This window comes from Streptomyces nanshensis (assembly GCF_001751255.1).
Taxonomy (GTDB): Bacteria; Actinomycetota; Actinomycetes; order Streptomycetales; family Streptomycetaceae; genus Streptomyces; species Streptomyces nanshensis_A.
On the sequence record NZ_LJGW01000093.1, the window covers coordinates 23,752 to 30,605 of the forward strand.

Genomic DNA, 6,854 nt, shown 5'->3' on the forward strand with positions numbered 1-6,854 from the left:
CACCCCGTACGGCGGGGGTTTCCGGCGGTGTTGGCGCTCGCGGGCCTGCCGTCCCGTACACGACCGGCCGTAGGCTGGCCGCATGACGACGGGGACGGACGAGCACGAGCACGACCACGACCACGTGGAGGACCGGGGGCACGGGCAGGAGGCCGAGCGCTGGCACGGCGTCGAGCGTGCGCTGCTGCGGATGCGCCGCGTGGTGCTGCTGTGCGCGCTCGTGCCGTCGGCGCTCGTCGTCGCCGTGCTGCTCGCGCTGACCGCCGGGCCCGCCTGGGCCGCCTTCGCGCTGCTGCCCGCGGCCGCCGCCGCATGGGGCTGGGGCGCGCTGGAACGCAACTGGCGCTCGTGGCGGTACGCGGAGCGTGAGGACGACCTGCTCATCAGCCGCGGTGTGCTCTGGCGCGAGCTCACGGTCGTGCCGTACGGGCGGATGCAGCTCGTGGAGGTCACCTCCGGTCCGCTGGAGAGGCGTTACGGCCTCGCGCGCGTACAGCTCCACACCGCTGCGGCGACGACCGACGCCGAGATCCCCGGGCTCGTACCGGAGGAGGCGGAACGCCTCCGCGACCGGCTCACGGAGCTGGGCGGCGCCAGGTCGGCGGGGCTGTGAACGGGACGGAAGGAGCCGCCGGTACGGAGGCGGCCACCGGGAGGGAAGGGGCCACCGGGAAGGAAGGGGCAGGCGGAACGGCCGCCGAGGCGACTCCGGTCCCGGAGGACTCGGCTCCCGCCTCCGCTTCCGCCTCCGGCCGCCCCGAAGGCAAGCGGCTGCACCCCGTCACGCCGTGGCGCCGCGCATGGGCGCCCGTCGCGGGGCTCGTCGCCTTCTCCGTGCACGACTTCGAGCGCACCCGCGAGTGGTTCACCCACCTCACGCCCGGCTGGCTGCTGGCCGCGTTCGGCGTGCTGCTGCCGGTCGCGGCGGCGTACGGCTTCTTCTCCTGGTGGTTCACCAGCTACCTCGTCACCGACACCGAACTGCGCATCCGTACGGGCCTGGTCTTCCGCCGCACCGCGCACATCCGGCTCGACCGCGTGCAGGCCGTCGACGTCGGCAGGCCGCTGCTGGCCCGCGTCGCCGGGGTCGCGAAGCTCAAGCTGGACGTCGTCGGCACCGAGGCCAAGGACGAACTCGCCTTCCTCGGCGAGCGCGAGGCCGTCGCCCTGCGTGCCGAACTCCTCGCCCGCGCCGCCGGAATCGCCCCCGACGCCGCGCCCGAGGCGGGCGAGGCACCCTCCCGTGAACTGCTGCGCGTCGGCACCCGCACGCTCGTCACCGGTCTGCTGCTGATGGGCACCGGCTGGGGCGCGCTGCTCGGGATGCTGCTCGTACCGGTCGTGGTCTACGCCGCCAGCGGCAGCGTCCTCGGCTCCCTCGTCACGCTCCTCCCGGCCCTGGGCGGTGTCTGGGCCAGCACGGGCGGACGCCTTCTCAAGGAGTACGACTGGACGGTGGCCGAGTCGCCGGACGGGCTGCGCCTCGACCACGGGCTGCTGGACCGCGAGCATGCGACGGTGCCGCCGGGCCGTGTGCAGTCCGTACGGATCACCGAGCCGCTGCTGTGGCGGCGGCGCGGCTGGGTCCGTGTGGAGCTGGAGATCGCGGGCGCCGGCAAAGACAAGGGCGGGGTGCTGATCCCGGTCGCGCCGCGCGACGAGGCGGCGGTCGTGCTGGCGCGCGTGCTGCCCGGCACCGATCTCGCGGCCGCGGCGGAGTCCGCGGCTCCGGTGCCGCGCCGGGCCCGCTGGTGCGTGCCGCTGCTGTGGCGCGGTTACGGGTACGGGGCGACGGACGCCGTCTTCGTCACCCGCAGCGGGCTGATCAGGCGCCGCGTGACGCTCGTACCGCACGCCAAGGTGCAGAGCGTGCGCCTGAGTCAGGGCCCGTGGGAGCGCCGGATGCGGCTGGCGGACGTGGCCGTCGACCACGGCGCGAACGGCTGGACGGCGGCCCGGCTGCGGGACGCGGACGAGGCCCGCGCACTGGTACGCGCCCAGGCCGAACGCTCGCGCACGGGGCGGAGGACGGCGCGTCCGGAGCGCTGGATGACCTCGCAGACAGGGGACGGCGAGCGCTCCGACGAACGGGACATCGAGCGCCCGGACGCAGACCGGGACGGCGGGGCCGGTGGGGTCGGAGGGGCCAGCGGGGCCAGCGGGGCGTCAGCCGAAGGGTGACCTCGTGCCCCCGACGGGCTGCACCAGCCAGCGGAAGGCGCCCAGTCCGGACGCGGAGGTCAGCTCGGCGGCCTCGCCGGCGGCGGCCAACTGCCGTACGTACGCGGGCGGATCGCTCGTCGCGAGGGAGAGCGGGGGACGGGCGCCGTCGATCCCCAGGCTGTGGAGGGCGTCACGCTGGGTGCGTACGACGGGCGGTGCGCAGCCGTCCGCCGCGGCCCGCGCGCCGGCCGCTGCGCACGCGTCCAGCGCGACGTGCGCGGTCAGATCCCGGCTGCCGTCCGGTACGGGCGGTGCCTCGCGGCCGTCGAGATAGCCGGTGAGGGTGCCGAAGGGCGGTCGGTCCTCGCGGAAGTGCGCGTAGTCGACGGCGACGGCCAGTCCACGGGCGAGGGTCGCCACCGCCGCCGCCCACGCCTCGTCGCGCGGCAGCCCGATCTCCGCGCGCAGTCCCGGCTCCGCGCCGTGGCCCTCCGCCGCGGAGAGCGGCCACCAGTGCTCCAGCCACTCCGCCTCGGGACCCGTCACGGGCTCGCCGAGCCGTTCGGCTCCGTCCGAGGTCCGTACGAGCACCGTGCGCGGGACGCCGTCCGCGTCGGTCTCGGCGATGTCGAGGGGGACGTCGTCGAGCCACTCGTTGGCGAAGAGCAGCCCCGTCAGCCCGTCGGCCGAACTCCCCTGCGCGCTCGGCCCGTTGGGCCCGTCAAGCCCGTACGGAGGCGCACCGGCGGGCAGCGAGTGCGACCACACGATGCGTTCGTCCAGACCGTCGGGGCGAGGCGCGCGCTCCACCGCGTACGGGCGCACGCGGGCGGCGGCACCGGCGGGCAGCGCCTCCAGTACGCCGGTGAGCAACTCTCCCCGCCCGGCGCCGACATCGACCATGGCGAGTTCGCGGGGGCGGCCGAGCGCCTCGTCGACGTGGAGCAGGAGCCGTGCGACGGCGAGGGCGAAGAGCGGCGAGGCGTGCACGGACGTACGGAAGTGGGCTGCGGGCGCCTCGCGTACGAAGAAGCCATCGCCGCTCCGTCCGTCTCCGTTCCCGCTGCTGTCCCCGTAGAGCGCGCGCTCGGCGGCCGTCCGCCACGGCAGCCAGCAGCCGCCGCCGTCCCCGTCCCGGTCGCTGTCCCCGTCGCCGTCCGTACCGTGCGGCCTGCCGTCCCGTGTGTGCACGCGGCCACCGTAGGCGAGGAGCACGGAGGTCCTGCCTCCACCTTGCGGAGTAGGCGGGCCGCGAGGGATCGGCCGCCGGGCTGACCCGGTGCGCGTTCGCCGTGAATACGCTGTGTTATGTGAACCGCATTTACGATTTCATCCGCCGGCACCCCACCTGGGTCGACACCTGCTGGGCCGTGCTGCTGCTGATGATCTCCGCGGTCTGGCTCGTCTCCAGCGTGCACAGCGAGGGCGCCGGCACACCGGAGGGCCCCCTGGAGCAGACGGCGGCGGTCCCCATTGTCCTGTCGATGTGCACGGTCGTCGCGCTGCGGCGCAGGGTGCCGGAGAAGATGCTCGTGCTGGCGACCGGCACCGGCGTCGCCCAGCTCGTCACGGGCGTGGGGGTCGGCCCCAGCAACTTCGCGATGCTCGTCATCGTCTTCACCGTCGCCTCCCGCAGCATCCGGTGGGCGTCCCGGTTCGCCCTGTGCGGAGCGCTTCTCGCGCCGACGATCGCCACCCTGCGCTGGCCCGACGACCGGCAGACGCTCGTCAGCTCGATCCTCGGCGACGTCTTCATGACCGTGACGTTTCTCCTCGCCTGGGTGCTGGGCGACTCGCTGCGTACGCGCCGTGCCTACTACGCACAGCTCGAGGAGCGCGCCACCCGGCTGGAGAAGGAGCGCGAGGCACAGACGAAGATCGCCGCCGCGGCCGAACGGGCCCGTATCGCACGGGAGTTGCACGACGTCGTGGCGCACAACGTCTCGGTGATGGTCGTACAGGCCGACGGTGCCGCGTACGTACTGGACGCCGCGCCCGACCAGGCGAAGCAGGCCCTGGAGACCATCTCCGGCACGGGCCGCCAGGCGCTCGCGGAGATGCGCCGACTGCTGGGGGTGCTGCGTACCGGCGAGGGCGGCGGCACCGCGAGCACCGCCGGTACGGGCAGCGGCGGCGAGCGCCGGGAGGGCAGCGGCGAGTATCTGCCGCAGCCCGGCGTCGAGCAGCTCTCGGAGCTGATCGACCAGGTCAGGGGAGCCGGGCTCACGGTCAGCTTCTCGATAGAGGGGACGCCGCGTCCGCTGCCGAGCAGCGTGGAGCTGACGGCGTACCGCGTGGTGCAGGAGGCGCTCACCAACACCCGTAAGCACGGCGGCCCGCAGGTCGGCGCGACCGTCTGCCTCCGCTACAGCGCGGACGAACTGTCGCTGCTCGCCGAGGACGACGGCCGCGGCGCGGAGCGCGCGCTGTACGAGGACGGCGGCAACGACGGGCTCGGCCACGGGCTCATCGGGATGCGCGAACGCGTGGGCATGGTGGGCGGCAGCCTGGAGGCCGGTCCGCGTCCCGGCGGCGGCTTCCGTATCAGTGCCGTGCTGCCGTTGAAGGCCGCGCACTGAACGCCCGCCGCACGCCGAGCAGTTGACCGCCCGCCTGCCGCTCCACCGACGGCCACCGAGCAACCGACCCGGGAAGGACCCCCGATGACGATCCGCGTGATGCTCGTCGACGACCAGGTGCTGCTGCGCACCGGATTCCGCATGGTGCTGGCCGCGCAGCAGGACATGGAGGTCGTCGCCGAAGCGGGGGACGGCGCCGAGGCGTTGGAGGTGCTGCGCGCGACGGCGGTCGACGTGGTCCTGATGGACGTGCGGATGCCGAACGTCGACGGCGTGGAGGCCACCCGCCGCATCTGCTCCGGCGGCGAGGGCGGCGCCGGTTCGCCGAAGGTGCTGATACTCACCACGTTCGACCTCGACGAGTACGCCTTCTCCGCGCTCAAGGCCGGAGCGAGCGGCTTCATGCTCAAGGACGTGCCGCCCGGCGATCTGCTCGCCGCGATCCGCGCCGTGCACAGCGGCGACGCGGTGGTCGCCCCGAGCACCACCCGCCGTCTCATCGACCGCTTCTCGACCGTGCTCCCGGCCGCCGTGCCCGAGCCCCTCTCGAACGGTCTGGAACGGCTGACCGACCGCGAGCGCGAGGTGCTGACCCTCGTCGCGCAGGGGCTCTCGAACGGGGAGATCGCCGCCGAACTGGTCCTGTCCGAGGCCACGGTGAAGACGCACGTCGGGCGCATCCTCGCCAAGCTGGAGCTGCGGGACCGGGTGCAGGCGGTCGTCCTCGCGTACGAGACACGGCTGGTCAGGGCGGGCGGCAGCGGCGGTGGCGGCGCCGCGCGGTAGGCGGGACCTTGCCCGTGCCGTCCGCGTCACCCCGTCCGTGACGAGGACCGAGGCGGAAGAAACCCGAGGAACTCCGCGACGGCGTCCCGTACATCGCCCGCCGACCATGTCAGCCCCGCCGCCGCGACCGTCACCTCGTGCATCGCCAGCCCCGGCGGCCCGCCGGTCGGCTCGGACCAGCGCCGGAAGAGCAGCGTCCCCGTCTCCTCCGCCTGACGTGCGCCCGCGTCCGTCAACTCCCGTACGCCGTACGGCAGCCAGACCTGGAACTGGTGGGTGTGCGGCTCGCGCGGCCGCACCAGCCACCACGGCACGTCCGACTCCGTGAGCGCCTCGCGCAGCGCCGCCGCGACGGTCTTCGCATGCGCCACGTACTCGGGCAGGCGCGGCAGTTCGCGCTCCAGCCCCACCAGCGCCGCGAGCGCGGCGGGCCACTGCTGGAAGATCTGGCCGCCGTAGCGGTGGCGCCATGCCGCGGCGTCCTCCACGACCGCCTCCGGCCCGGCGAGGGCGGCGCCGGACAGCCCGCCGAGGGACTTGTAGAAGCTGACGTAGACGGTGTCGGCCAGCGCGGCGATCTCGGGGAGGCCGCGGCCGAAGTGCGTGGCGCACTCCCAGATCCGCGCGCCGTCGAAGTGCACCACTGCGTCACGTTCGCGGGCGGCGGCCACTGTGGCGGTCAGCTCGTCCCAGGAGGGGAGCAGGAACCCGGCCTCGCGCAGCGGCAGTTCGAGGGCGAGGGTGCCGAACGGCTCGGCGGCGTCCCGTACTTCGGCGGCGGTCGGCAGCCGGGGCGCGTCCGTCGGATGTACGACGCTCAGTCCGGTCAGCCGCCGCAGGGCGTCCCGCTCGCAGCGCACCGGATGCGCCAGCGGATGCAGGGCGACGGTGCCGCTGCCGGTGCGCTCCGCCCAGCAGCGCAGCGCGGCCTGCTGCGCCATGGTGCCGGTGGGGAAGAAGGCGGCGGCCTCCGTGCCGAGGGCGGCGGCCGTACGGCGCTCCAGCTCGCCGACGATGCCGTCCTCGTCGCCGTACACGTCGGTCCAGCCGGTGAGGTCGTAGGCGTCGGCGCCCTCCGCCGCGAGGCGCGCGAGGCGTGCGCCGACGCTCTCCCCGGTGGGCCCGTCCGCGAGGCGGCGCCGCGCGCTGTTCCACGCCGGCAGCAGCCGTGCCCGCTCTTGACGCTCCGACTCGGTCATGTGCCGCATCCTCGCGCCCGGGAGCGGGTGGCCGCCAGGGTGCCCGTGGCCTGCGGCTCGTCCGCGGCCGTCGCGTGAGGGGATCTGCGAGGGGATCCGCGAGGGGAGGGGGAGCGGGCTCCGCCCG

At 74.6% G+C, this 6,854-nt stretch carries 6 protein-coding genes; 4 read left to right on the plus strand and 2 right to left on the minus strand.

All coding sequences use genetic code 11. The features are described from left to right. The first annotated feature begins 190 nt into the window (after positions 1-190). Both AN218_RS04795 and AN218_RS04800 read left to right on the plus strand, forming a co-directional pair. Entirely contained in the window at positions 191-613 is a 423-nt protein-coding gene (locus AN218_RS04795) for a PH domain-containing protein (RefSeq protein WP_244900264.1), read from the plus strand. Next, the gene (locus AN218_RS04800; protein WP_079131816.1) at positions 610-2,181 is read left to right on the plus strand and encodes a PH domain-containing protein; all 1,572 of its coding nucleotides are present in this window, start codon (positions 610-612) and stop codon (positions 2,179-2,181) included. Before AN218_RS04795 ends, AN218_RS04800 begins: the two co-directional genes overlap by 4 nt. On the opposite strand, the gene AN218_RS04805 is transcribed toward AN218_RS04800, so the two are convergent. Then, positions 2,167-3,354: an SAM-dependent methyltransferase gene (locus tag AN218_RS04805; RefSeq protein WP_171908597.1), complete on the minus strand. Its 1,188-nt coding sequence runs from the start codon at positions 3,352-3,354 to the stop codon at positions 2,167-2,169. The genes AN218_RS04800 and AN218_RS04805 overlap by 15 nt on opposite strands. A 119-nt stretch (positions 3,355-3,473) precedes the next feature. Here AN218_RS04805 and AN218_RS04810 point away from each other — a divergent pair, with 119 nt between their 5' ends. Then, a complete protein-coding gene (locus AN218_RS04810) occupies positions 3,474-4,742 on the plus strand; it encodes a sensor histidine kinase (protein ID WP_070015358.1) in 1,269 nt (422 codons plus the stop codon). An 84-nt stretch (positions 4,743-4,826) separates the two neighbouring features. Further along, the gene (locus AN218_RS04815; RefSeq protein WP_070015359.1) at positions 4,827-5,528 is read left to right on the plus strand and encodes a response regulator; all 702 of its coding nucleotides are present in this window, start codon (positions 4,827-4,829) and stop codon (positions 5,526-5,528) included. A 26-nt stretch (positions 5,529-5,554) separates the two neighbouring features. Here AN218_RS04815 and AN218_RS04820 read toward each other — a convergent pair whose 3' ends face one another. Further along, entirely contained in the window at positions 5,555-6,727 is a 1,173-nt protein-coding gene (locus AN218_RS04820; protein ID WP_070015360.1) for a threonine aldolase family protein, read from the minus strand. Between the last annotated feature and the right edge of the window lie 127 nt (positions 6,728-6,854).

Excerpts from the sequence above, each read along its gene's own strand:
- AN218_RS04795 (WP_244900264.1), top strand. The coding sequence starts at position 191 with ATGCGCCGCGTGGTGCTGCTGTGCGCGCTCGTGCCGTCGGCGCTCGTC.
- AN218_RS04815 (WP_070015359.1), top strand. The coding sequence starts at position 4,827 with ATGACGATCCGCGTGATGCTCGTCGACGACCAGGTGCTGCTGCGCACC.
- AN218_RS04820 (WP_070015360.1), bottom strand. The coding sequence starts at position 6,727 with ATGACCGAGTCGGAGCGTCAAGAGCGGGCACGGCTGCTGCCGGCGTGG.